Source organism: Paenibacillus wynnii (assembly GCF_000757885.1).
Taxonomy (GTDB): domain Bacteria; phylum Bacillota; class Bacilli; order Paenibacillales; family Paenibacillaceae; genus Paenibacillus_AQ; species Paenibacillus_AQ wynnii.
In genome coordinates, this window is sequence record NZ_JQCR01000003.1 from 2,021,666 (window position 1) to 2,043,981 (window position 22,316).

Below are 22,316 nucleotides of genomic sequence, written 5' to 3' on the forward strand. Positions count from 1 at the left end.
AAATGCGATTGAACAATAAGAAAAGAGCGATTCTCCAATAACGAGAGTATCGCTCTTTTCTTTATTTTTTATGGGGAGTTATTAGCAGCCCTCATTACATCGTAGAAAGGGTGGTGGTCAGTTATTGGCACTTTTTATTTTAAAGCTATGTACTCTCATCCATTTATTTAGAACAAACTCATCAATCATGCCCGTTGCTGGTCTAACACGAAATTTATGTTCAGAGCCTTTCTCAAATCCCACCGCATCATAAAAAAGGTCGTCATGCAGTTGTTTCACAAAATAAACTTTCTTCAATCCTAATCTATCCAATAATTCAAGCTTAACATTCTCTATAAACTGATCTGAATAAACTATAGCCATTATTCCAACACCATCCTGCTTATTCTTATTTATATCATCAATTACTGATCAAACTAATTTTATTAATCATTCTCCTTTTTATCACTATTAGTCAGCTACGTCAAGCTACATTGCCTTCTTACTCAACCAAGAAAGTTTACGGGGAATGTCCCCCTTATAGTCCTTGCAAATCTTCATCTGTTAATATATCAGTATAAAACCCATGGACACCCATCAACTCATACTTCCTAACTACTTCTAATTCATTAATTGTATGCACAAAAGCTAATATTCCATTTTCTTTTAACGCACTTATAAAAGCATGGTTCACCTTATATTCAGGCATAGTTACCACTTTGATTCGCTTTTCTTTCATAAATTCAATCACTTGTTGTTCTGTATCTTCTGTGTCATCAAGCATTTTTTGATTATATATTTGCGGAATCACACGATTTAATAGGCTAGGATTATTTTTTGCAGCATTCACTATTAGTTGAAACTGATGTTTCACAATATCTGTCTCTAAATTTTTAGTATCTGTTACGATATACATATCCTCGTGTTCCTGCATTAATTTAATAACTTGATTAATACCCAAGGGGGTATATTTTTCGAATATCTTCTGATCCATAAAGTAATCGTTTTGCCAAGATCCAGAAGGATTTTGAGGTACTTGTTGCAAGTATTGAGTATAGCTTTCTTCCCAGTCATGCCTAGCTACTAGTTTATCGTCAGAAGTAAGTGAAAAATCCACCTCAAATAATCGTAATCCTTTTGAGTAATTAAATTGAAAAGCCTCGTACGAGTTGGTATAAATTTTCCCCTCAATGCCTCCCATTGCATGGGCAATTAATCTATTATTGGACCAATCGAGGCTGTGATTATTATAAACCCACTAAAAATAAATGAAAAAAATAAAACTATAGAAGATAATGTCTGAAGCATCTTACACCTAACCCTTTTTTAAATATTATAGAGTAAACTTCTATCTACCGTCTACCGCATCCAATATAGAAGTGAGTTTATACGAAAGTACAAAAAAGCCCAATAAACCAAAAAGGTTTATTGGGCAAAGTCTATTTGCTTTATAAAAAGTTTATTTACCCCGTCAATCCTCCTAACCCTTTCAAGAAACCTTATGCTCAATGCGCAGCTTGTCGGCTACCATGGCAATAAATTCCGAGTTAGTTGGCTTGGATTTGGAGATATTAATGGTGTATCCGAACAGGTGAGAGATGCTGTCGATATTACCGCGTGTCCAGGCCACTTCAATGGCGTGGCGAATTGCACGTTCTACACGCGAAGGAGTGGTTTTGAATTTTTCAGCGATTGCAGGGTACAATGTTTTGGTAATTGCCCCAAGAATTTCGATATTGTTGTATACGATCGTAATGGCTTCACGCAGATATTGGTATCCTTTGATATGCGCCGGAACGCCGATCTCATGGATTATAGACGTAATGTTAGCGTCGAGGTTCTTCCCTTTGGAGAGAGGTACGACGTTTGATCTTGAAGAGGAAAAGTTATTCATATTCGAGGAAGAGCTAAGGCTTCCCTGGGCGCCAACCAGCTGTCTTACGCGGTTAGCCAATACCTCCATGTCGAACGGCTTAAGGATATAATAGGATGCTCCAAGTTGTACAGCTCTTTGGGTGATGTTCTCCTGACCGAAAGCGGTCAGCATGATGATCTTAGGCGCTGGATTCAAATCCATATCACGCAGGCGTTCTAGAACGCCAAGTCCATCCAGATGAGGCATGATGATATCTAGAATTAGGACATCGGGTACTTTACGGGCTGTGCTGAGCATGTGAAGAACTTCTTCTCCATTATATGCAATACCCGTCACGGTCATATCTTCCTGATCCGTAATATATTCGGCAAGCAAATTCGTAAACTCCCTGTTATCATCGGCCAACAACACTTCAATATTCTGCACTGGCTTAATCCTCCTTATTATCTCTGCGATTACGAAAATAATATTAACATTATTTTACTCTCCCTTATGGATTCGACATGCTAATCTAATTTCCTTCTGTCGAATTTTATTTTTCTTTATTTTTTTTCAAGGTTGATTTATAATTAAATATTTTATTTCATTATTCGATTTTGTTCGTTGCCCTTCGACAAAAAATCTTAAGGCTAAACCGCCTTAAGATGTGGGGAAATTATATTTTGCTGTAGCACTCCTGAGTCTTGAAGCATCCATTCAATGAAACAGCCATAACCTGATTTCGGATCGTTTACAAAGACATGGGTGACAGCGCCGATTAGCTTGCCGTTTTGTACAATTGGACTTCCGCTCATTCCTTGAACTATGCCACCTGTTTTATCAATAAGACGGGAATCTGTAATTCGTAATACCATTCCTTTAGTGGCAGGTTCCGGCTGGCGAGCAACATGGATAATCTCTACATTAAACCGTTCCACTTGTTGACCGTCTACAACCGTTAGGATTTGGGCCGGACCTTCTTTCACTTCGCTGCCCAAGGCAATAGGGATAGGCTCCTGATAAAGACTGTGGTCAGGATTTCGGGTCATTTTACCAAAGATTCCAAACTGCGTATTACTTTCAACATTACCGAGAACCTGACTTTCTTTTAGAAAAGTGGCCCTCTTCTCGCCAGGATCGCCATCCTGACTTTTGGATATCGAGGTTACACTCGACTGAATGATATGTCCACTGCCAACAACAATCGGTGTGCCGGTATTCATATCGGTAATCACATGCCCTAGAGCTCCATAGACGTTTTGGTTCGGATCATAAAAGGTAAGGGTACCTACTCCTGCTGCGGAATCCCGTATATACAATCCCAGCCGCCACACCTTATCATTGCGGTCATATGCAGGCTTCAGCTTGGCGACCCGCTCCTTACCTCCACGTTTATAAGTAATGGAGAGATAAGCATCCGTTTTGCCCGCATGTTCCACAATTTTTGCTACCCTGGAGACTTCGTCCAGCTTCACTCCATCAATGGAGATCATCAAATCGCCTGGCTGCAATCCACAATTTTCACCGGGGGAGGTCTTGGTCTGCTGGGACACTTCTACAAGATGGTGTCCGACAATCAGCACACCTGCTGACTTGACTTTTACGCCAATGGTCTGCCCTCCAGGTATAACTTTGATCTTGCGGTCTATGTCACCACGTAGACCCTTTTGATTCACTTCTCCAGCAACTTCCTTTGCCGCATTATGGTCCATAATCAGCGGTGAGGCAGAGCTTCGGACCGTCCCCGTTACGCCTGATAAACTAAGAAAGAAGGCAAGTAAAAGGCCGGGCATTAACTTCCTGAGGTTCGGCTTCAATGGCTGTCACGCTCCCTTTAGCTTCTTTCGCTTGACGAAAAAGGTGGTCGCCAATTGCGTACCTATAAGATAACCTTGCCCCCAGGCTTTTATTACTGTCAATCATTGTCCCGACTAGCTTGCAGCACCCTTGCTGGCCTCCGCTAAATTAAGCATTTCCTGTGCATGGTGCAGCGTTTTTTCGGTAATTTCAACGCCTCCAAGCATTCGTGCCAACTCCACTACCCGGCCGTGGGTGGACAGGGATTCCACCTCAGTCATGGTTCTTCCGTCTTCAACCTTCTTACGTATTAAATACTGATGATCCGCCATACAGGCCACCTGCGGTAGATGGGTAATGGAGAACACCTGACAGGTTGAAGACAGCTTGTACAGCTTATCTGCGATGGACTGGGCAGCACGTCCGCTGACTCCCGTATCCACTTCATCAAAGATCAGAACCGGTATCGCATCATGTCTGGCAAAAATACTCTTCATTGCCAGCATCATCCGTGACAGTTCTCCTCCAGAGGCAATTTTGCTCAAAGGTCTTAAGGGCTCGCCCGGATTAGGGGAGATCATAAACTCTGCGCTGTCAATTCCTTGCCGCGTTAGGCGAATTCGTCGATTCTGATATTCAATGCCTCGAGGATCCTCCAGCGTTTCCAGATTAACCTTAAGGGAAGTTCGTTCCATCTGCAGATCTTTAAGCTCAATCTCCACTTGTCCCGCCAAATCTAGGGCACACTGGCGCCGAGCCTCACTGAGCTTATTCGCTGCTTCCATTAGAACACCCAGCAGTCCGTCACGCTTTGCCGTTAATTTTTCCAGATATTCATCTTTATTCTCTAATAAATCCGTTTCCCGATGAATTTGATCGTAATATTCCAAAATCTGCTCAACGCTATCTCCGTATTTCCGGCGCAGTCCCGAAATTAGATCCAGACGATTCCCAATCTCCTCTAGTCGTTCTGGATTGAATTCTATTTCATCACGGTAATCACGAAGCTGAAAAGCGGCATCCTCCAACTGATAATAGGAAGATTGCAGCTGTTCCAGTATAGGCTTCAATCCCTTTTCATCATATCGGACTGCATCTTCAAGCATAGAAATCACATTTCCTATAGATTCAATTCCTTGCTGATCGTAGAGAAGTTCGTAAGACCCTGATACGGAATCCATCATTTTCTCGCTGTGAGATAGTTTGACCCTTTCTTCCGAAAGTAATGCATCTTCTCCCGTTTTTAGTGAGGCCGCAGATATTTCCTCTAATTGAAAACGATATAAGTCAAGCATCTGATAGCCCTTTTGGCTAGATTCCTGCAGATCACGCAGCTCTTTTTCCACTTTAGCGAATTCAGAGTACTTCTCCTGATAGGCCGCTTTAAGGGGTCCGATCAAATTTTCCCCAAAGGTATCCAGTAGACTTAAATGCCGCTCCGCCTTTAAAAGATTCTGATGCTCATGTTGGCCGTGGATATTGACAAGCTGTTCTCCAATTTCGCGAAGCATGCTTAGATTTACCAGTTGGCCGTTTACACGAGAGGTGCTTTTCCCCTGTGCTGTCAGCTCGCGGCGAATAATTAAATGCTCTTCCTTTTGCGCACGAATTCCAAGGCGTTCCAGCGTCTCCCATACAGGATGACCCTCGGGGAGACTGAAAAGCGCTTCCATCTCTGCCTTCTCACAACCATAACGAATAGAATCCGCAGAGCCGCGGCCGCCGGCAATAAGTCCAAGGGCATCTATGACGATGGACTTACCTGCGCCTGTCTCCCCCGTAAGAACATGAAATCCAGGATAAAATACAACATCTACTGCTTCGACTACAGCAAGGTTACGGATTGATAACGTTTCTAACACGAATAAGGCACCTCCGAAAAGATGATAATCAGTATATAAGAAATTAGGATATGTAGCCCATAATTTGCGCAATTACATTCTTGCTGTCTTCCGGCTGACGGCAAATGATTAGAATCGTATCGTCACCGGAGATTGTACCCATGATTTGCGGCCAAGCAATATTATCAATAAGCGCAGCCACCGAATTTGCGGTTCCTGGCAGACATTTCATAACTACCAGATTGGCTGAAAAGTCGATTTGTACGAAATTATCCACCAAAACCCGCTTTAATTTCTGTGTTGGGTTATAACGTTGATCAGTTGGAAGTGAATATTTATACCTTCCGTCGTCCATAGGGACTTTTATTAGAAGAAGTTCTTTGATATCCCGAGACACTGTTGCCTGAGTCACCTGAAAACCGGAATTCCGCAGTTCTTCAACTAGCTCGTCCTGAGTTTCTATATCGTGGTGAGTTATGATCTCACGTATTTTGATGTGCCTTTGTCCCTTCATTAGTTGCCTCCCGTATTTAAAATTGCTTAGTCTGATTCACCATCGTCTTTACCAAGCTTAATCACACTAACTTTAGTTGAAGAAAGGTTCACGAATAATACTCCGCCACACTCCGGATAAAGCAGAAGGTAGGGAAGTAAAAAATCCCTAATCCCGCTTCCAGTCCTTTCTAATTGCTTCCGAGGTCTCTCTAGCATTACCAGATACAAAGTTCCATCATTAGCAGCAGCGACGTAATCAATATATAACCGGCTGTATAGTATCGAACCGTCAGCTGTAAAGGACAGTGGAATTCTGAGCTTGCCTCCGACAACTTCATAGCCGGCTGCCTCAAGCATGTCCAAAGCGGGGTGAGGAATAATTTCTTTGTTGATAGGAATGGTGTCCTTCATGAAAGAACGAGGAGAACTCTGCAGCCATATATAAACCCGGTACAAAACCCAAATCGACAACGCTACACTAATCAGCACCATTACTGCCCTGTCCGAGTTACCCGACATAACAATCACCTCGGTGATTTATTCGCGCTAACCCTTTCAATTCCTTCTTCCTTTAGCAAAAGAAACTTCATCGACTTGATGAATATTAGCTTGTCCAAATATCACAAACTCCCCATATCAGCAACAATTAAATATATCTTTAGAAACATTATATACTCCAGAAAGTAAACCTGCATTTTTCATGTTAATAGATGCAGGGTTTTCTTCCATTAAGAGATCAGTTTGAGACTAATTATCGTATGCTAGAATTCGGCTGTTGGCTGTTGTGATTGATTCCTTTCAAGCGTTGCCAGTGAAACCATTATCCACGGAACAAATTTACTCGACAGTTCACCCTTAGAATTGTGTATCCGGAATAAAAAAGCCTCCCCCGCCGGATTCTTCCACACCATATAATCCTCTATTCCCTTATCCCCGGTAGCCTGCAGATATAAATCTGCAAAACCCAGAGGATGCTCAAACAGTTCCCCGCTATGGTCGCTGGCCTTACCCATTGCGGAAAGCTCAGTTTGTCCCTGTTGCTTCAGAGCGGTGAGATCGTAACCGGATGGCAAGTGCTCAATTTCGGCATAATAGGCGGGGTCCTTAGTGAGTGATAAACGACCAGACTGTCCATCTAATGTGAAATCCTCAAAGACATACAGGGAATATCCATTACCTTGCTCAAGTGTACCTTCTTGCCCTGAGACCCCTCCCTCTTGTCCCCCGAATACTTGCGTTCTCGGACGTTCGGATGTCTGAGGATCAGTATAGTCCGGACTGGTGGACTCCTGCGCCGTGGCTGCGGGTGTAGCAGAAGATTCAGGAGTGGCTATAGTTTCAATAACGGGCATAGTCGCTGCAGTTGATGCTGTAGGCTCTGTCCCGTTTGCGTTTCCATTGTTACTGCATGCACCGAGAATTGAAGCGGACAGAAGAATGCTTATCGTTGTAGTAAACATTGTTTTTTTCATTAGGATACCTCCTCTGAATAATCTGTTATTACCCAAAATCCAACCTTGTCCTATCAACTAAAAGAAACTCATCGACCCGATGAGTTTCCATGAATAGAATTGACTTTGAAGGTAGATGAGGCTTCTTTTACAACGGACTCCGAGAGCGCAGAAATCTCTTCAAGGGCCGTTTCTGTCAGAGGAGCTACCAACTGTTGATCTCCGCTTTGATTCGGATCTTCCAAAGTCTCCAGTCTCCAGTGGACGAGAAATTCAATGTTGCCCTCTCCGCCGGTTATAGGTGAGAAAGTTAACCCTTTAAGCTGGTATCCTAGCTCAGCAGCCATAGTTAATACCTTCATCAAGACTTCTTTATGAATCGCTGAATCCCGTATCACTCCGGATTTACCGACCTTTTCACGGCCCGCTTCGAACTGAGGCTTAATTAGGGCTGCGATATCAGCAGGTCGTTGTAGCAAAGCCTTCAACGGAGGCAAAATAATCTTAAGGGAAATGAATGAAACATCAATACTGGCGAAGTCCGGGGCCGGACCGTCAATATCAGGAGGAGTCATGTAACGGAAGTTGGTGCGTTCCATCACGCGTACACGCTCATGATTACGAAGTGACCAGTCCAGTTGATTATAGCCTACATCTATAGCGTAAATGTAATTCGCGCCATTCTGCAGTGCACAATCCGTAAAACCGCCGGTCGAAGCTCCGATATCCAGCATGTTCCGTCCTTGTAGATCTATTCCGAAATGCCGGAGCGCTTTCTCAAGCTTCAATCCCCCCCGGCTAACATAAGGATGCACAGCGCCCTTAACCTTTAAAGTAGAGCTCCGCAGCACCTTCATTCCGGCCTTCTCGATCCGCTCTTCATTCGCCAATACAAGTCCAGCCATGATCGCTGCTTTGGCCTTTTCCCGACTATCATAAAATCCCTGCTCTACAAGCAGGACATCAATCCGTTCTTTAGGGTGTTCCATGGTCATCTCCTGAATGTTGATCTTTTAAACAAAACGGCCTTCCTCTTAAGCTTAAGAAGACGTTGTCGTTTTGCCGTAGGGGAAGGCACTTAATGCCTTCATAGACTTAATACGTCCGCACAACACCTCAACGCTCAGTCCTGTCAGCTGCCGCTGCTCTTTAATGGAACCATGTTCAACAAAAATGTCCGGCACACCCATAAGATGAACACGAGTTTCATACACTTCATGCTCAGCGAAAAATTCCAGAACAGCACTTCCCAGACTTCCCGCCTGACTCGCCTCTTCGATAACGATCATATTAGTTCCGGCATGAGCCAGATCAAGCAGCATGGTATCATCAAGGGGTTTCAGGAAGCGGGCATTAACCACTCCAACCTGAATTCCTTCACGCTTTAGAAGCTCCGCGGCTTCCTCAGCCAGTTGAACCATTGGACCGCAGGCTATAACCGCTATCTCATCTCCCGAACGAAGCCGCTCCCAGGAGCCGATAGGAATGTTATGCATTTCTTTATCGAGAACTACACCCGTTCCATTAATACGGGGATAACGGTATGCAATCGGTCCGTCATTATAATCAATTGCAGTCTTCATCATGTGACGCAGTTCATTCTCATCTTTAGGCATCATCAATACCATGTTCGGAATATGACGCATGAATGCTATATCATATACTCCCTGATGTGTCTCTCCATCAGCGCCTACAAAGCCTGCACGGTCGATAGCAAACATTACGTTAGCATTATGACGGCAAATATCATGTACGATCTGATCATAGGCGCGTTGCATAAAGGTAGAGTAAACCGCGAATACAGGCTTCATCCCTTCCATTGCCAGCGCAGCGCAAAGTGTCGCCGCATGCTGTTCCGCAATACCTACATCTATCATCCGATCTGGGAATTCCTTGGCGAACGGAAATAGGCCCGAACCGCCAGGCATCGCAGGAGTAACCGCGACAAGTCGTTTGTCTTCTCGTCCAAGCTCGATAAGGGTCTGACCAAAAACATCCGTATACATTGGATTGCCTACCGCTTTTAGTACTTGACCCGATTCAATCTTATAAGGTGTAATTCCATGCCATTTATAGGAATCTGCTTCCGCAGGTTGATAGCCCTTACCTTTTGTCGTAAGCACATGCACAAGAACAGGACCTGCTACATTATCCGCCTGATGGAAAGTATCGATCATCTTCTCCAGATCATGACCATCCACCGGACCTAGGTATGTAAATCCAAGCTCTTCAAAAAGCACACCGGGTACCATCATATATTTAAGACTGTCCTTCATTCGTTCAGCTGTCTTAGCTAAACGCCCCCCGATGGCCGGGATCTTTTTGAGCAGTCCCTCAACTTCATCTTTAGCACGCAAATAGTGACGGTCTGAACGAATTTTGCTCAAATAATTATGCATCGCCCCTACGTTAGGAGCAATAGACATCTCATTATCGTTCAAAATCACCATCAGTTTACGCTTCTCATGCCCGATATGGTTCAAGGCTTCAAAGGCCATACCGCCTGTAAGTGCACCGTCGCCAATGACGGCAATAACCTTGTTGTCCTCACCCTTCAAATCCCTGGCAACTGCCATACCCATGGCAGCAGACAGTGAAGTACTGCTGTGTCCTGCTTCCCAGACATCATGTTTGCTTTCCGAACGTTTAATAAACCCGCATAACCCGTCCTGCTTACGCAGGGAGTCAAAGCGGTCCATTCGGCCAGTCAATATTTTGTGAACGTACGCCTGATGGCCTACGTCATATATCATTTTGTCCCGTGGACTCTCATAACAGTAATGCAGGGCCAGCGTGAGCTCCACTACTCCTAGGTTAGATGCCAGATGGCCTCCGGTCACAGATAACTTCTCGATCAAAAACCGGCGGATCTCATCCGCAAGAGTAGTCAGTTCTTCGACCGACAGTGATTTCAGTTGCTCAGGATCTTTTAATTGTGGAAGCAGCACGTGTTTTCCCCGCTTTCCTTGATGTTGTAAAATATAGGTCTCATTATAACACAAACGAAACGGCTGTCGAAATGCAGCCGCTTCTGAAATTTTCTATAATTCTCTGTCGGAGGGGGTCAATGATCCCGTTTCATCAAGTATCCGGCAATTTCCAGCAATCGGGTACTGTCCGAAAACCCGCCTTCCGATACTGCTAACTTGGCTGTCTCCGTTAGGCGCTCAACCTCTTGACGTGAGGCCTCAAGGCCGATGAAATACGGATAGGTAACCTTCTCTTGCTTGAGATCACTGCCCGTCTTTTTGCCAAGCTTGCCTTCATCCCCGATAAGGTCAAGGATATCATCCTGAACTTGAAACGCCAGACCAATGTGAGTACCGAAGCTCCGTAAAGCCTCAAGCTGCTGTTCAGTGGCTCCAGCAATCCTTCCACCTGCAAGCAAGGAAAAGACGATTAGATCTCCCGTTTTGTGCAAATGGATATATTGCAGCCGTTCAAGCTCGGTAAGCCCCTGCTCACCTTCCATATCGGCAATCTGTCCTCCGACCATCCCCCGAGGACCTGCCATCTCCGCTAAGTCCTCCACTATTGAAAGCACACACTCCGCAGGGACACCAAAACGGCGGGAAGCTTGTACAATACTGTAAAAAGCATGCGTTAATAATGCATCCCCGGCAAGAATGGCCGTGGCTTCTCCGAATACTTTATGGTTTGTTAGCTTGCCCCTGCGGTAGTCATCATTATCCATAGCAGGCAGGTCATCATGAATCAGAGAGTAGGTATGAACCATCTCAATAGCTGATGCAACAGGCAATGCTGCCTCCCTCCGTCCCCCAAGTGCTTCACAAGCCGCAATGACAAGCAAGGGGCGAAGGCGCTTCCCTCCAGCCATAAGCGAATACTTCATGGCTTCCCGTAAATTCTGCGGCACTTCCCATTGTTCCGGGAAAAGCCCTTCTATTTCGGTGGTGACAAGCTCCGCTACCGCTGCAATATAATCCTCAAGTGGCTCTCGATAGGATTCCCCGGATCCACTTTGAAGTTCATGATTATAGCGATTCATCGTTGTCCCCTTCCAGCCGGGCACCGAACGGTTTTTTGCGCAGTTCTCCGTCCTCTAAGGCAATCATTTCAATCTTATGCTCCACTTCTTCAAGCTTACTGCCGCATAGCTGCGACAGCTTCATGCCCTGCTGAAAAAGATCTATGGCTTTCTCCAGGGGAACGTCACCGTGCTCAAGCTCCCGCACGATTTCTTCCAGCCGGTCCATTGCTCCCTCAAAATCCAGTTCCGGTTTCTTCGCCATCGCCTTTGGCCTCCTCCTTCATCCCCAGTACTTGGCAGTCAAGTTGCCCGTCGTTCAGCTTGATCACCACAAGATCACCTATTTGTACTTCTGTCATTGATTTAATAAGCTGCTGTTCACCTTCGTCATAGACAAGGCTGTAGCCTCTCGACATTACTTTGAGTGGGCTAAGCGCATCCAAGTGGCGCATTTCCGCCACATAACGGGATCGCTTCTCTTGCAGCCGTGCCTGCATAGCACTCACCAGCTCGCGACGCAGACTTTCAGTGCGTTTCCGGGCAGCAATAACCCCCTCGCGCGGCGTAAACCTCTGCAGGCTATGCTGCAGAACGGTTTGACGCTCGCGTGCGCGACTAACGCGCGTTGCCAAGGCGACGGCAAGCCGCCGCTGAAGCATGTCCAGCCGCTGTGAATGCTGAAGCAGATATCGGCGCGGGTTCACCAGCACCGGGGATCGCTGTAGGGAAGAGAGTCGCTCCCGGTTACGCTGAGCACGACGGAGCAGACTCTGGCGCAGACGGCGCTGCGTCTGCAGCAATTGAGCCGTCAGCTCGCCTACGTTAGGCACAGCCAGCTCTGCAGCGGCTGTTGGTGTTGCGGCCCTGAGGTCTGCAACAAAATCGGCGATCGTGAAGTCAGTCTCATGTCCTACGGCCGAAATCACAGGAATCTCCGACGCAGCAATCGCCCGGGCGACTCCTTCTTCGTTGAACGCCCACAGTTCCTCAAGCGACCCACCGCCACGTCCGACGATAAGTACATCCGCTTCCCCCATGGCGTTCAATTCTTGAATCGCCTTCACTACGGAAGGTCCGGCACCTTTTCCCTGTACAAGAACAGGATATAATACAACTGACGCTTGCGGAAAACGCCGCTTAAGTGTAATCATGATATCTCGTACCGCCGCACCTGTTGGAGAAGTAATTACCCCAATACAGCGCGGAAATCGAGGCAGGGGACGCTTACGATCCGCTGAGAACAACCCCTCAAGTTCAAGCTTGCTCTTCAATTGCTCATAAGCGAGATAAAGACTGCCTATGCCGTCAGGCTGCATATGTGTCGCATAGAATTGGTATTGCCCATCCCGTTCATATACAGTCACATTTCCGCGGGCAATTACCCGTGCGCCTTCCTTCGGGACAAAAGGCAATCTCTGGTTATGGGAGGAGAACATTATAGCCTTAATACGGCTGCTCTCATCTTTTAAAGTGAAGTACATATGTCCACTGCCATGATGCGTGAAATTCGAAATTTCACCCCGAATCCATACATCAGACAGTAAGGTGTCCGAATCCAGCTTCATTCGGATATAGCGGTTAAGTTCCTTAATCGAATAAACCTGACGCTCGGCTGCCATAAGCGTAACCTATTCCAAGCCACGGCGCCGTTTTGCCGCAATCAGCGTATTGCTCATGAGCATAGTTATAGTCATCGGACCCACACCGCCTGGAACAGGTGTAATATATCCGGCAACTTCTTTCGCGCTTTCATAATCCACATCTCCTGCAAGCTTGCCGTTATCCAGTCGGTTCATACCAACGTCGATTACGACAGCTCCCGGCTTCACAAAAGAGGCATCGATAAAGTTAGCACGGCCAATGGCTACTACCAGAATGTCCGCCTGAAGGCATAACTCAGCCATGTTTGCTGTGCGGGAATGGCACATGGTTACAGTAGCATTTTCTCTCTGAAGCAATAGGGAGACTGGCTTTCCTACAATATTGCTGCGTCCGATAACTACTGCGTGTTTGCCAGACAATCCCGTTCCGGTCCGTTTGATCAATTCAATAACCCCTGCCGGAGTACAAGGGAGCAGACTGTCATCACCAATAACAAGATTACCTACATTGACAGGATGAAAGCCATCCACATCCTTCTCCACAGCGATCGCATTAATAACCGCTTTCTCATCAATATGCTTAGGCAGCGGGAGCTGAACTAGAATCCCATCAATCTCGTTGCGGCTGTTCAAATCATCTATCATAGCGAGCAGTTCTTCCTGCGAAGTGGAAGCAGACAGTCTGTGCACCTCGGAATAGAAGCCTAAATTAACACAAGACTTCTCCTTATTCCGCACATATACCTGCGAAGCTGGATCTTCTCCTACCAGTACTACGGCAAGACCTGGCTGTGCACCACGTTCTGAGAGTAACGCAACCTCCCGGGCAATGTCGATACGAATTTCATCCGATACTTGTTTACCGCTGATGATTGCTGCTGTCATGACAGACTTCTCCCCTTTGTGTATAAGTGAATTAAGAATTGCTTTCTTTGATGGTATCGAGCTCTTGAATCATTTTACCTAGTACACCGTTTACGAACTTGCCGGAATCATCGGTCCCGAAATGCTTAGCCAGATCGATAGCCTCGTTGACAGCTACCTTCGCCGGCACATCATTGGCAAAGATCATTTCAAAGGTGGCCAAACGCAGAATTTGCCGATCTACCCGTGACAGACGACTCATTTGCCAGCCCTTCAAATAGTGCTCAAGAATATCATCAATGGCAACCTTATGCTCCCAGATTCCATTTACATGCTCGACTACATAATGCTTCAGTTGAATTTCGTCTGTAATCACAACTTCGGATTCGTTCTCATCAGAAGCTTCCTGGAGCAAAATTTCTACCGCCTCAGCACTCTCCACTTCGTTCATTTCCATCTGATACAAGCTTTGCACAATGATTTCTCTAGCTATACGTCTTTTCATGTATTTCCTCCTACAATTATTAGAACCATTATTCTAATTAAATTAATCTTATAGTCTTAGCTTGTCCTACATTGAGGCTTTCCACCAAGGGTCTTATATTAAAAAAACCGCGCCGTCTTTCTTCTTTGGGCTAACAAAATATAAACAACAAACTGCCCCGGAAGAAAGACTATCGCGGTTCACTTGAAAGGACGCCAACGGCCAGACAGCCACTGAACAAATTCCTGCCACTGAAACAGCGGAGCTTGCGCATGGTCTTTTCTTTTGCCGAGCGTATACCCTATGAACACAACCAGTGCAAAGAACAGCATATCCCAAAAACCACTTAATAGATAAATCAACCCGAGAAAGATACCGAAGGCCACTCCGGCAATTCTACCCCCGTGACTTCCCCATACTTCTTTCCAAGACATAAGGGAAACTCACCTCTATTCCACTCGACTTTTGAAGCTTGGAGATTGAGTAAGATTAGCAATATACACAGATACATCAGCTACAGGAATCCCTGTAGTCTCCTGCACAAAATCATGCACTTGACGCTGAACTTCGGTTGTAAGCAACGGCAGGGAATGCTCCCCATCGACTACAGCACGAATCATAATCTCAAGGCCGGCCTGGGAGACACGAATACGCGATTTCAGGTCTCGGATTCCCTTGACCTTACCGGCAGCCTTCAAACTGAGATTCTCAATCGTTTCCATGGAAATCTGTATATCCCCATATTCCGTCCGCTGATCCACAGAAGGCATGGAAGCCCGGTCACGGCGAAGGGAGATATAAAAGAATCGGATGCTGAGCAAGAAGAGAACAACAGCTACAGATATCGCAGCAATATACATGGTTGGTCCATCCTTGATCTTCAGATTCTCAGGAATGACGCCGCTTAATAGGAGGATGGCAATTACAGATAATATTCCGATACTTAAGCTGTAGATAAACAGCAGAAGTCTGTCCAAAATTTTCGCCAAGAGTCTCACAACCTCCTTAAATTAGAGTAAACCCTCGACTTTTCTGTCGGGGGTTTATTTTGAAGAGTGGGGACCTGTTATTTCACACGGAGATAAGCGTCTGTCTCTTCGATCTTGTCAGCATTTCTGAACTGAACGTCATGAATATGAACGTTCACTTCCACAACAGTCAAGCCTGTCATGGTCTCGATAGAACGCTTAACGTTACGTTGAATCTCTGCTGCTACCTCAGGAAGACGATTGCCGTATTCAATAATAACAGATACATCTACTGCAGCCTCACGTTGGCCAACCTCAACCTTAACACCTTTAGAGAGGTTCTTACGTCCAAGAAGCTCAACAATTCCTCCAGCGAAGCCTCCGCTCATTCCGGCAACGCCTTTAACTTCTACAGTCGCAAGACCTGCAATAATCTCAATCACTTCTGGTGCGATTTGGATCTCACCGATTTCCGTCCGTTCGTATTCTGTCGGCAATGTACTCATCTTAGACTCCACACCCTTCAACAAAAAGTTGTTCATGATTTCAAGCAGCGAAAGCACGTCTCTTATTAAACATACTATATCATTTGGAGAACTTTATGACAAACAAAGTGAAATTGACTTAAACTTCATATTCCTCGAGGAATTTAATGTCAAAGCTTCCGTCCAAAAATACAGGATGCTCCAATAATTTCTGATGGAACGGAATCGTTGTATGTATTCCCTCCACCGCGAATTCACCCAAAGCCCTTTTCATCTTCGCAATGGCTTCCTGACGTGTTGGAGCCCATACAATCAGCTTCGCAATCATGGAATCGTAGAACGGGGAGATTGTATAACCGGGATAAGCAGCACTGTCGACTCGAACACCAAGACCGCCCGGCGGCAGATAAAATCCTATTTTGCCCGGTGAAGGCATAAAGTTACGGTCAGGGTCTTCCGCATTAATGCGGCATTCCATAGACCAGCCATTAATCACAATGTCCTCTTGAGTGAAGGAAAGTGGATTCCCCTCTGCTACAGAGATCATTTCCTTAATCAAATCTACACCGGTTACCATTTCGGTTACCGGATGCTCCACTTGAATACGGGTGTTCATTTCCATGAAATAAAACTGTCCATCAGACCCCAGCAAAAATTCCAAGGTGCCTGCACCAGAATAGTTCACTGCTAAAGCTGCACGTACGGCTGCTTCACCCATGGCCTCCCGGGTTTCAGGTGTCAAAACGGAGCAAGGGGCTTCCTCAACAAGCTTCTGGCGGCGGCGTTGTACAGAGCAATCGCGTTCGCCCAAATGCACCACATTACCATGGTTATCGGCAATAATCTGAATCTCTACGTGCTTCATTCCCGTAAGGAATTTCTCCAGATATACGCCGGCATTGCCGAAGGCTTTCTGAGCTTCCTGTTGAGCGGCAGTAATTTGTTTCACCAAGGATTCTTCATCCTCGGCAATACGGATACCCTTACCACCGCCGCCTGCTGTAGCCTTAACAATAATAGGATAACCGATATCCCGGCCCAGCATAATGGCTTCTTCTACATCCTCAACAATTCCGTCAGAGCCTGGAATAATCGGAACGCCCGCCAGCTTCATAGTATCCTTAGCTACGGCTTTATCTCCCATACGGGTAATGGCTTCCGGTGAAGGACCAATAAAGATAATATTACAGGATCCGCAGATCTCTGCGAAATCGGCATTCTCAGCCAAAAAACCATAGCCGGGATGAATAGCATCACATTCCGTCAAGGTGGCTACACTCATAATATTTGTAAAGTTCAGATAACTGTCCTTGGACGAAGTCGGACCGATGCAGTAAGCTTCATCTGCCAGCCGGACATGCAGGGAGTCCCGGTCAGGTTCTGAATAAACCGCCACAGTGGATATGCCAAGCTCACGGCATGCCCTGATAATGCGGACCGCTATTTCGCCGCGGTTGGCGATCAGCACTTTTTGAATGTTCATGCGTTTCCTCCCAAAAGTTATGCATACTTCTCGTTCCCTATAAATGTTACTCTGGTTTCACCAAAAACAGCGGCTGGCCGTATTCTACCAGTTGGCCATTCTCAGCCAGCACGGAAACGATTTCACCTTTAATCTCAGCTTCCAGTTCATTCATAAGCTTCATCGCTTCAATAATACAAACCGTTGATTTCTCACTCACACGATCGCCAACACTTACGAAGGAAGGCAACTCAGGAGATGCAGCACTGTAAAACGTACCTACCATGGGAGATACGATCTTATGTAATGGGCCCTCTTCAGGCAAAGATGATGGTTGCGGTGTAACAGGAACCTCACTCACAGGATGTGCTGCTTGCTGCGGATTCAGCGGTTGGTGGGCAGGCGTAAAGGGATAGGCATAAGGAGTCACCTGAACTGCTGCACCTTCAGCTTCAGTGCGATCCGGTTTACGAATAGCCAGCTTCATACCTTCGCTTTCAATCTCCAACTCGTGCACGGAGGATGTTTGGTCCAGCAATTTAATCAATTCCTTAATTTCGCTTAACTTGAACATACTTTAGTTCACTCCTTCAGCTGTCTCGCGAAGCCACTCTTCTTACCAAAAAGAAGAAACCGCTTCGCCGTCCACAGAGGGACGGTATCCGTTTCTCGTAAAAATATAAGTAAAGTATATAGAAGCCCAGACTTTCTTATATTCCAAGATAACTTTATGTATTATATCACAATCGCTAGAAATGGAAAGAGCCCGGGATAACCCGAGCCCTTTCGTCATATTTCTCTGATTTCATCCGCTGATATTACTCGGATACGTATTGTACACTGATCTTGTCCTGAGTTACGCTCAACTCTTTCATTACTAGATCGATGATGCCTACCGCCTGCTTCACGTCCAGCTTGTCGCTGAGCACGACTACCTTGTAAGTATCATCCTTCTCTTCTTTAACGATAGCTTCGCCATATTTAAGCTGCAACTTCTCTTCAATACCCGTAATTTTGGATTCTTTTTCCTCTAGATTACGCAGTTGCTCTGATGCCATGGCATTATCCGCCGGTGTTTTATCCATATCATTGATCAGAGCAAGCAAATCGTTTTGATCTTTTAGATTTTTCTGTTCACGCTCATATAGGTAGTTGGTGAACATGCTGCTGGCAGAGACGCTTTGGGAAGCAACTTCATCCAGGATAGCAGCATCATCTTTAACCACTGGTTTGTCGGCAGAGGCAGAAGCGTCTTTGTCTTTTACTGCTGTATCCTTCACAGGATCTTTGGTAGTCTCAGAGGTTGCAGCGGCCTGTTCCGAGGCCAACGGGTCCTTAACTGCTGTGTCTGTGACTACGTCATCTTTAGAGCTATTCGTAGCTGTGTCTGTGGAAGTGTCTGTAGCAACAGCTCCCGAATCGGCAGCAGTGTCGGGATCAGTGACGACGTTACCGTCTTTCACCACTTCGTTAATAACTACACCGCCATCCCCTACCGATGGGAGTGTTGAACCCCCCGCATCCTTTACCTTCCCTTCAACCTGCATGGTTCCTGCTGTCTCAGTAGGTGCAGATACACCAGAATCCTCAGTAAATAAATAGTATGCCGAGAGAACTACCATTAAGCTAAGCATGGATACCAACCAGATTGTTTGTCTTTTACCGTTCATTGTGACTCCTCCTTTGTTTTACTTGCGCTTAACCACTCCGGGAAAATCTTGACTTTCCCTCATTCCTGTTTACGCGGTACTACGGATATACGGTAAACCGGAACATTCAAGCCTTTCTCCACCGCTTGTTCAATCAGGCCGCGGACCACTTTATTCTCGGCACCTTTAGCAACTACGAGCACTCCTCGCACCTGAGGTTTGATTCTCTTGGTAATAATAGGCGTTTCATCGCCGGATTGAGTATAAGTAACGATCTCGCCATCTCTTGTGTACTGCGTAGTATGTCGTTTTCCACCGTTGGCATCTGTTTCATCACTAAGCTCCTGAGAGTCATTCATATGCTTCTGAACAACAATTTCCTCCGTGGAATCTACTGTTACCATGATGTCTACGGTACCTACACCAACGATTTTCTCCAGGATCTCCTTCGTCCGATTCTCCATCGCAAGTTCGATACTGTCGAAGGAATTGGGAGCTGGAAGATCCCCTTGCTGCAACGCCGTTTGTGTGGTTTCACTGATCGGAGGTTCCCGGCCCGTATTCTCATTATCCAGTTTCTTTACATTAACGAAAGAATTAAACAGCATTATTGCTGCTCCGAGCAGACCCAGAATAATCAGCCAACGAAACGTTTGGCTTCTCTTTGGACTTCCAGACCCGCCTCCGGCCCACTGCTCCAGCTTTTTCAGCCATTTGCCCACTTTTCATCCCTCCTCCACAGCTTTGGTATGAACCCAACTTTATATTTTTATAGTTTAGCTGCGTCACCCTGGCTGCTCCGCACCTTAATTACTTCTGCATCCAAACCCCACCTTGTTTCGAGCAGCTTCGAAATAGCTTTTGCTTGCGCTTGATCCGCCTCATCAATGTAATCATCGGACTCCATTGCAGCACCCTTTGAAGTGACCTCTTCTGTTGTAGCAGTGTTAACTTCAATCTTTTTTACAGGGGTAATGACAATAGGCTCAGTGACGTCACTTCGTTCGACTGCTGCTATTGGCTCAGGCAATTGAACTGTAACCGATGTAATAGCAGGCACGGCTTCAGTACCGGGGCTTTCCGGTTCTTGCATGGCCAATGCCACGGTAACCTGAACTCCTTTTCCCCCTGTTTCCGATATAATTTGATCTTTCATCTGTCCGGCAATTTCGTTTGCAGCGATTTCCAGAGTATGCTTCTGCTGTCCCTGCGCCAGCTTTTGTCCGTCCGCCAGTATCTGCTGCAAGGTTCCCGCTCCTTGTCCTCCGCTTGAGAGAAGACCCTCCTGTGAGCTCTGCTGATCCATAGCAAGACTCAATTCTGAGATGGCATCCCCCTTTAGCAGCGAGACAATCGGACTAAGCATGGTGAGTAAAACAAGAAGACTAAGGACGAGTCTGGCATAACGCTCCATCGATTTGCTCGGAAGAAGCATTTCCACGAAGGAAGCCAGCAGTACGACAAGAATAATTTCTCTTAACCATCCGCCTAACCAGGTCATGAACCCCCTCCTTAAGCTCACCTCATCATGACGGTGACATTGCCGGCAGTCAGCATAATCGTGACGGCCAGAAAGAACATTAGTGAGACCGCAGCCAGGGCCGCGAACACGTAAATCATGCTTTTACCAATCGTCTGCAGGCAGGACACAATCGGTGTCTCACCCAGAGGCTGCATCACAGCCGCTGCAACATTATATATAAGGGCCAGGACCAATATTTTGATCGCCGGAAAAGCACACAGGAACAAAATAATGATAACGCCCGATAATCCGATGGCGTTCTTTACCAGCAGTGACGCGGAGATAACCGTATCCGTCGCATCCGCGAACATTTTGCCGACAACCGGAACAAAATTCCCTGTTATATACTTAGCGGCTCGGATGGTCACCCCATCGGTTACGGAGCTGGTGATCCCCTTCACAGAGATAACTCCCAGAAAAACAGTCAGCAATATGCCGAGTAAACCTACCCCTATGTTCCGCAGTAAATTGGCCAGATGCGTCAGCTTGTATTTATCCGACATCGAACTTACCAGATGCAATACTGCCGAGAAGAACAGAAGAGGGAATACAATGGTGTGAATCAAAGTGCCAACCGTATGAATCATAAAGACTATGAGCGGATGAGTGACTGAGACGGTCACAATATTGCCCATGGAAGCCAGCAGTGCGAATAGCAGTGGAATCATCGCCATCATGAAGTCAATCATTCGATCAATAGCATCTTTCGCATAACCTATAGCAATGTTGAAGCTGTTAACGGCGATAACTAATACCACCATGTAACAAAGGGTATAAGCCACCTTGCTGACGGTTTGCCGTTCAAAGGCGGTTTGAAGGGTCTCCAAAATCATGCTGAGCACACTGATCATCACAATGGTCACAAGCAGCTTGCCGTTATACAAAACTTCATGCCACATGTAAGCGCCGAGACTGGAGAGTACACTTTTTAGACTAAGACCGTCATCACCTGGCACCAGCATGTCCATAAGCGAGGGAGTAGCTCCATCCGGAAAAAAACCGCCGTAATCCTTCATTAGCTGATCCCAGTACTTTTCCACGCCATCTTTTGGCAGATCCTCAATCTGCCCTCTCACCCATCCGTCAACAGGGGAACTTGAGGGATTACCAGCAGGAGAAGAGGAGCCGTAGGCCGTACCTATAAACCAAGGGAACAGTGAGCAGCAGAGCAGCAGAAGCAGCACCAGCACTATTTTTGGGGGTCGGAAATGTTGACGTACAAGCATGATTTCTCCTCCCGGTTCACTTAGGTGGGGGACTACTTCACTTACGCAGGCAGCAGCTTCATCACTGTTTCGATGATAATACTGATAATGGGCACGGCGAGAACCATAATGAGCACCTTTCCGGCCAACTCTATCTTGGAAGCGATTGAATCCTGACCTGCATCCCTTACAACCTGTGCACCAAATTCGGCAATATAGGAAATCCCTATAATTTTAAATACCGTCTTCAGATAAATCATTTCCATTCCCGAGGACTCCGCTACCCGCTCCAGAGTGCTCAGGATCATCCCAATCTTGCCGATCAGGAACAGGAAGATCAGAATGCCTGTAGCCGTTGCGAGCAAAAAAGCGAACATTGGTTTTTGTTCCTTCAGAACGAGAATTAGAATGGTCGACAGCAGCCCGATTCCAACGACTTGAATGATTTCCATAATGCGCCTACTGAAAAAGGAAAATCGTTTTTATTTCCTGAAGCAGTCCATCCAGCATGCGAATCACCATAAATAATACGACTACGAATCCTATAAGAGTGACCCAGTGGGCGATATCTTCTTTCCCCATCTGCTTCAGCACCGTATGTATCATGGCGATAATGATGCCGATGCCCGCAACTTGGAAAATCGTATTGACTTCAATATTCATTCCT

At 46.1% G+C, this 22,316-nt stretch carries 26 protein-coding genes; all 26 read right to left on the bottom strand.

The window, feature by feature from the left end:
• Positions 1 to 117 precede the first annotated feature (117 nt).
• The 26 genes from PWYN_RS24825 to spoIIIAC all read right to left on the bottom strand — a co-directional run bounded on the left by PWYN_RS24825 (position 118) and on the right by spoIIIAC (position 22,312).
• The gene (locus PWYN_RS24825) at positions 118 to 363 is read right to left on the bottom strand and encodes a hypothetical protein (protein ID WP_036657513.1); all 246 of its coding nucleotides are present in this window, start codon (positions 361 to 363) and stop codon (positions 118 to 120) included.
• A gap of 154 nt (positions 364 to 517) precedes the next feature.
• The gene (locus PWYN_RS24830; protein ID WP_052088389.1) at positions 518 to 1,180 is read right to left on the bottom strand and encodes a glycerophosphodiester phosphodiesterase family protein; all 663 of its coding nucleotides are present in this window, start codon (positions 1,178 to 1,180) and stop codon (positions 518 to 520) included.
• A gap of 288 nt (positions 1,181 to 1,468) precedes the next feature.
• The gene (gene spo0A, locus PWYN_RS24835) at positions 1,469 to 2,281 is read right to left on the bottom strand and encodes a sporulation transcription factor Spo0A (RefSeq protein WP_036657515.1); all 813 of its coding nucleotides are present in this window, start codon (positions 2,279 to 2,281) and stop codon (positions 1,469 to 1,471) included.
• A gap of 203 nt (positions 2,282 to 2,484) precedes the next feature.
• The gene (gene spoIVB / locus PWYN_RS24840; RefSeq protein ID WP_036657519.1) at positions 2,485 to 3,651 is read right to left on the bottom strand and encodes a SpoIVB peptidase; all 1,167 of its coding nucleotides are present in this window, start codon (positions 3,649 to 3,651) and stop codon (positions 2,485 to 2,487) included.
• 114 nt (positions 3,652 to 3,765) lie between these two features.
• Complete coding sequence (gene recN / locus PWYN_RS24845; RefSeq protein WP_036657522.1) at positions 3,766 to 5,493, bottom strand: DNA repair protein RecN; 1,728 nt, start codon at positions 5,491 to 5,493, stop codon at positions 3,766 to 3,768.
• A gap of 43 nt (positions 5,494 to 5,536) precedes the next feature.
• Positions 5,537 to 5,986 carry a transcriptional regulator AhrC/ArgR gene (gene ahrC, locus PWYN_RS24850; RefSeq protein ID WP_036657524.1) on the bottom strand — a complete coding sequence of 150 codons (450 nt, stop codon included), beginning with the start codon at positions 5,984 to 5,986 and terminating at the stop codon, positions 5,537 to 5,539.
• A gap of 26 nt (positions 5,987 to 6,012) precedes the next feature.
• Positions 6,013 to 6,486, bottom strand: coding sequence for a hypothetical protein (locus PWYN_RS24855; protein ID WP_036657526.1), 474 nt, complete (start codon positions 6,484 to 6,486; stop codon positions 6,013 to 6,015).
• Between the two features lie 242 nt (positions 6,487 to 6,728).
• Positions 6,729 to 7,439, bottom strand: coding sequence for a hypothetical protein (locus PWYN_RS24860; protein ID WP_036657529.1), 711 nt, complete (start codon positions 7,437 to 7,439; stop codon positions 6,729 to 6,731).
• Between the two features lie 68 nt (positions 7,440 to 7,507).
• Entirely contained in the window at positions 7,508 to 8,407 is a 900-nt protein-coding gene (locus tag PWYN_RS24865) for a TlyA family RNA methyltransferase (protein WP_036657531.1), read from the bottom strand.
• A 51-nt stretch (positions 8,408 to 8,458) separates the two neighbouring features.
• The gene (dxs, locus tag PWYN_RS24870; RefSeq protein ID WP_036657534.1) at positions 8,459 to 10,366 is read right to left on the bottom strand and encodes a 1-deoxy-D-xylulose-5-phosphate synthase; all 1,908 of its coding nucleotides are present in this window, start codon (positions 10,364 to 10,366) and stop codon (positions 8,459 to 8,461) included.
• Between the two features lie 116 nt (positions 10,367 to 10,482).
• Entirely contained in the window at positions 10,483 to 11,427 is a 945-nt protein-coding gene (locus tag PWYN_RS24875; RefSeq protein ID WP_052088390.1) for a polyprenyl synthetase family protein, read from the bottom strand.
• Complete coding sequence (gene xseB / locus PWYN_RS24880) at positions 11,414 to 11,671, bottom strand: exodeoxyribonuclease VII small subunit (protein ID WP_036657538.1); 258 nt, start codon at positions 11,669 to 11,671, stop codon at positions 11,414 to 11,416. The genes PWYN_RS24875 and xseB overlap by 14 nt, the downstream gene beginning before the upstream one ends.
• Positions 11,643 to 13,028, bottom strand: coding sequence for an exodeoxyribonuclease VII large subunit (gene xseA / locus PWYN_RS24885; RefSeq protein ID WP_036657541.1), 1,386 nt, complete (start codon positions 13,026 to 13,028; stop codon positions 11,643 to 11,645). The genes xseB and xseA overlap by 29 nt, the downstream gene beginning before the upstream one ends.
• 9 nt (positions 13,029 to 13,037) lie before the next feature.
• Positions 13,038 to 13,895 (bottom strand): bifunctional methylenetetrahydrofolate dehydrogenase/methenyltetrahydrofolate cyclohydrolase FolD, encoded by an 858-nt coding sequence (folD, locus tag PWYN_RS24890; RefSeq protein ID WP_036657544.1) that lies wholly within the window; start codon positions 13,893 to 13,895, stop codon positions 13,038 to 13,040.
• 31 nt (positions 13,896 to 13,926) lie between these two features.
• Complete coding sequence (nusB, locus tag PWYN_RS24895; RefSeq protein ID WP_036657547.1) at positions 13,927 to 14,379, bottom strand: transcription antitermination factor NusB; 453 nt, start codon at positions 14,377 to 14,379, stop codon at positions 13,927 to 13,929.
• 179 nt (positions 14,380 to 14,558) lie between these two features.
• On the bottom strand, positions 14,559 to 14,792 hold the full coding sequence (locus PWYN_RS24900) for a DUF2273 domain-containing protein (RefSeq protein WP_036657550.1): 234 nt from the start codon (positions 14,790 to 14,792) through the stop codon (positions 14,559 to 14,561).
• Between the two features lie 15 nt (positions 14,793 to 14,807).
• Positions 14,808 to 15,347 (bottom strand): alkaline shock response membrane anchor protein AmaP, encoded by a 540-nt coding sequence (amaP, locus tag PWYN_RS24905; protein WP_036657552.1) that lies wholly within the window; start codon positions 15,345 to 15,347, stop codon positions 14,808 to 14,810.
• A 77-nt stretch (positions 15,348 to 15,424) separates the two neighbouring features.
• The gene (locus tag PWYN_RS24910) at positions 15,425 to 15,832 is read right to left on the bottom strand and encodes an Asp23/Gls24 family envelope stress response protein (protein WP_036659166.1); all 408 of its coding nucleotides are present in this window, start codon (positions 15,830 to 15,832) and stop codon (positions 15,425 to 15,427) included.
• 118 nt (positions 15,833 to 15,950) lie between these two features.
• Positions 15,951 to 17,294 (bottom strand): acetyl-CoA carboxylase biotin carboxylase subunit, encoded by a 1,344-nt coding sequence (gene accC / locus PWYN_RS24915; RefSeq protein WP_036657556.1) that lies wholly within the window; start codon positions 17,292 to 17,294, stop codon positions 15,951 to 15,953.
• 46 nt (positions 17,295 to 17,340) lie between these two features.
• The gene (gene accB / locus PWYN_RS24920; protein WP_036657559.1) at positions 17,341 to 17,847 is read right to left on the bottom strand and encodes an acetyl-CoA carboxylase biotin carboxyl carrier protein; all 507 of its coding nucleotides are present in this window, start codon (positions 17,845 to 17,847) and stop codon (positions 17,341 to 17,343) included.
• Between the two features lie 244 nt (positions 17,848 to 18,091).
• Positions 18,092 to 18,943: a SpoIIIAH-like family protein gene (locus PWYN_RS24925; RefSeq protein ID WP_036657562.1), complete on the bottom strand. Its 852-nt coding sequence runs from the start codon at positions 18,941 to 18,943 to the stop codon at positions 18,092 to 18,094.
• A 59-nt stretch (positions 18,944 to 19,002) separates the two neighbouring features.
• The gene (spoIIIAG, locus tag PWYN_RS24930) at positions 19,003 to 19,644 is read right to left on the bottom strand and encodes a stage III sporulation protein AG (RefSeq protein ID WP_036657565.1); all 642 of its coding nucleotides are present in this window, start codon (positions 19,642 to 19,644) and stop codon (positions 19,003 to 19,005) included.
• Between the two features lie 47 nt (positions 19,645 to 19,691).
• Complete coding sequence (gene spoIIIAF / locus PWYN_RS24935; protein WP_036657568.1) at positions 19,692 to 20,423, bottom strand: stage III sporulation protein AF; 732 nt, start codon at positions 20,421 to 20,423, stop codon at positions 19,692 to 19,694.
• Between the two features lie 17 nt (positions 20,424 to 20,440).
• Positions 20,441 to 21,670 carry a stage III sporulation protein AE gene (gene spoIIIAE, locus PWYN_RS24940; RefSeq protein ID WP_036657570.1) on the bottom strand — a complete coding sequence of 410 codons (1,230 nt, stop codon included), beginning with the start codon at positions 21,668 to 21,670 and terminating at the stop codon, positions 20,441 to 20,443.
• A 41-nt stretch (positions 21,671 to 21,711) separates the two neighbouring features.
• Positions 21,712 to 22,101, bottom strand: coding sequence for a stage III sporulation protein AD (spoIIIAD, locus tag PWYN_RS24945; protein ID WP_036657572.1), 390 nt, complete (start codon positions 22,099 to 22,101; stop codon positions 21,712 to 21,714).
• A 7-nt stretch (positions 22,102 to 22,108) separates the two neighbouring features.
• A complete protein-coding gene (spoIIIAC, locus tag PWYN_RS24950) occupies positions 22,109 to 22,312 on the bottom strand; it encodes a stage III sporulation protein AC (RefSeq protein WP_036657575.1) in 204 nt (67 codons plus the stop codon).
• Between the last annotated feature and the right edge of the window lie 4 nt (positions 22,313 to 22,316).

What these genes read in the sequence shown, in the direction of transcription:
- PWYN_RS24825 (WP_036657513.1), bottom strand. Translation starts at nt 363, where the DNA reads ATGGCTATAGTTTATTCAGATCAGTTTATAGAGAATGTTAAGCTTGAA.
- PWYN_RS24830 (WP_052088389.1), bottom strand. Translation starts at nt 1,180, where the DNA reads ATGGGAGGCATTGAGGGGAAAATTTATACCAACTCGTACGAGGCTTTT.
- ahrC (WP_036657524.1), bottom strand. Translation starts at nt 5,986, where the DNA reads ATGAAGGGACAAAGGCACATCAAAATACGTGAGATCATAACTCACCAC.
- PWYN_RS24855 (WP_036657526.1), bottom strand. Translation starts at nt 6,486, where the DNA reads ATGTCGGGTAACTCGGACAGGGCAGTAATGGTGCTGATTAGTGTAGCG.
- PWYN_RS24860 (WP_036657529.1), bottom strand. Translation starts at nt 7,439, where the DNA reads ATGAAAAAAACAATGTTTACTACAACGATAAGCATTCTTCTGTCCGCT.
- PWYN_RS24865 (WP_036657531.1), bottom strand. Translation starts at nt 8,407, where the DNA reads ATGGAACACCCTAAAGAACGGATTGATGTCCTGCTTGTAGAGCAGGGA.
- PWYN_RS24875 (WP_052088390.1), bottom strand. Translation starts at nt 11,427, where the DNA reads ATGAATCGCTATAATCATGAACTTCAAAGTGGATCCGGGGAATCCTAT.
- xseB (WP_036657538.1), bottom strand. Translation starts at nt 11,671, where the DNA reads ATGGCGAAGAAACCGGAACTGGATTTTGAGGGAGCAATGGACCGGCTG.
- xseA (WP_036657541.1), bottom strand. Translation starts at nt 13,028, where the DNA reads ATGGCAGCCGAGCGTCAGGTTTATTCGATTAAGGAACTTAACCGCTAT.
- folD (WP_036657544.1), bottom strand. Translation starts at nt 13,895, where the DNA reads ATGACAGCAGCAATCATCAGCGGTAAACAAGTATCGGATGAAATTCGT.
- nusB (WP_036657547.1), bottom strand. Translation starts at nt 14,379, where the DNA reads ATGAAAAGACGTATAGCTAGAGAAATCATTGTGCAAAGCTTGTATCAG.
- PWYN_RS24900 (WP_036657550.1), bottom strand. Translation starts at nt 14,792, where the DNA reads ATGTCTTGGAAAGAAGTATGGGGAAGTCACGGGGGTAGAATTGCCGGA.
- PWYN_RS24910 (WP_036659166.1), bottom strand. Translation starts at nt 15,832, where the DNA reads ATGAGTACATTGCCGACAGAATACGAACGGACGGAAATCGGTGAGATC.
- accC (WP_036657556.1), bottom strand. Translation starts at nt 17,294, where the DNA reads ATGAACATTCAAAAAGTGCTGATCGCCAACCGCGGCGAAATAGCGGTC.
- accB (WP_036657559.1), bottom strand. Translation starts at nt 17,847, where the DNA reads ATGTTCAAGTTAAGCGAAATTAAGGAATTGATTAAATTGCTGGACCAA.
- PWYN_RS24925 (WP_036657562.1), bottom strand. Translation starts at nt 18,943, where the DNA reads ATGAACGGTAAAAGACAAACAATCTGGTTGGTATCCATGCTTAGCTTA.
- spoIIIAF (WP_036657568.1), bottom strand. Translation starts at nt 20,423, where the DNA reads ATGACCTGGTTAGGCGGATGGTTAAGAGAAATTATTCTTGTCGTACTG.
- spoIIIAE (WP_036657570.1), bottom strand. Translation starts at nt 21,670, where the DNA reads ATGCTTGTACGTCAACATTTCCGACCCCCAAAAATAGTGCTGGTGCTG.
- spoIIIAD (WP_036657572.1), bottom strand. Translation starts at nt 22,101, where the DNA reads ATGGAAATCATTCAAGTCGTTGGAATCGGGCTGCTGTCGACCATTCTA.
- spoIIIAC (WP_036657575.1), bottom strand. Translation starts at nt 22,312, where the DNA reads ATGAATATTGAAGTCAATACGATTTTCCAAGTTGCGGGCATCGGCATC.